General features: G+C 35.7%; 2 protein-coding genes. Both read left to right on the top strand.

The features are described 5' to 3' along the window. A partial coding sequence (locus tag DW205_RS21985) for a sigma-70 family RNA polymerase sigma factor (protein ID WP_005868918.1) occupies positions 1-302 on the top strand: 302 nt, incomplete at its 5' end. An 81-nt stretch (positions 303-383) separates the two neighbouring features. Beyond that, positions 384-1253, top strand: a complete 870-nt coding sequence (locus DW205_RS21990; RefSeq protein WP_005868919.1) for a FecR family protein — start codon at positions 384-386, stop codon at positions 1251-1253. Positions 1254-1407 lie beyond the last annotated feature (154 nt).

Genomic DNA, 1407 nt, shown 5'->3' on the forward strand with positions numbered 1-1407 from the left:
GTTCTACCGGAACTATTGAAGTCCCTCAATGTGAAACTACGAACGTGTTATTTCGAGAGGAGGCAGAAGATAATGATCCTCATTCGACACTCAGTGTCCTTGAAATAGAGCAAATCATGGAAAATACGATAGAGGAATTACCTGATCAATGTAAATCCATCTTTAAATTGAGTCGTATAAATGGACTCAAGAACCAAGAGATCGCAGATAAACTGGATATCTCTGTCCGTACGGTGGAAACACAGATATACAGGGCTCTTAAGATTTTGAAAAGTCGATTGAAAGATTATCTGGCTTCTTGAAAAATATAATACAAAAATCTATCAATCTTGTAAGTAGCACATCGTTCTGATGTGTCATACATATAGAATCGAGAAAAAACAATGAAAGAATATATAAAAGATATAATAGAGGAAAGTCTCAAAGACGAAGTAGATGTTGATAGGGAGTGGGAGCGTTTGTTTTCATCCATAGAGAAAAAAACTATTTCCAAAATGAAAACAAGAGGGCTATTCCTTCAATACCTGAAATATGCCGCTGCCGTGGTTTTGGGCATAGGTGTTTCACTATCAACGTTGTATCTTACGAATCAAGAGAACTTATCGACAGTTGGAAATTATAAATTAGTAACGAGCAAAGGAGAGAAGAGCTATTTGCAATTACCGGATGGTACGAGGGTTTGGCTTAACTCTTGTACAACTCTAGAATATGCGGAGAACTACGGCCATTCCAATCGTAGCATTTATTTGGATGGAGAAGCTTATTTTGAAGTCGCAAAGAATAAAGACTTACCTTTTGTTGTAAAGGCAAACGGTATTGATGTGAAAGCGATTGGTACGGCCTTTAATGTTTCCGCTTATATGGAAGACTCGCAACTAACCACAACCTTGTTCAATGGCAAGGTTGCCGTACAACCAACGTTGACTAAACAAGAGGTCTTACTTGAGCCTAACCAAGTGGCGGTTTATGATAAAAGTAGAAACAAGATAGAAGTAGTGCCTTACGATAAGAAACAGTTCGCTCAATGGAGAGGTGGTTTCTTGTCTTTCGAAATGATGTATCTGCAAGATATAACAAAGTTGTTGGAAAGGAACTATAACGTTGTATTTCGTTATGAAAATCAAGGAATAAAAAAATTAAGGTTTAGCGGTAGTTTCCGTAACAACGAAGATTTATCGGAAATTCTCAATGTGATAAAGACGAATACGGGCATTCGCTATCAAATACTGAAAGATACTATAGTAATCAAATAATAAATCATTGAATTATTAATCTTAAAAACGGTCTTGCTTATGAGAAATGGATGATTATTAGTACAATACGGATAAAATCGTAACATTGTTAGATCTTATTATTAATCTTAAATTTATTAATTATGGCTAATCAAATAGGGAGTTCCGGTAGAAC

This window comes from Parabacteroides sp. AM17-47 (assembly GCF_003434625.1).
GTDB lineage: Bacteria > Bacteroidota > Bacteroidia > Bacteroidales > Tannerellaceae > Parabacteroides > Parabacteroides distasonis.

Bases quoted from the DNA above. Each gene is read 5' to 3' on its own strand.
- DW205_RS21990 (WP_005868919.1), top strand. From the start codon at position 384: ATGAAAGAATATATAAAAGATATAATAGAGGAAAGTCTCAAAGACGAA.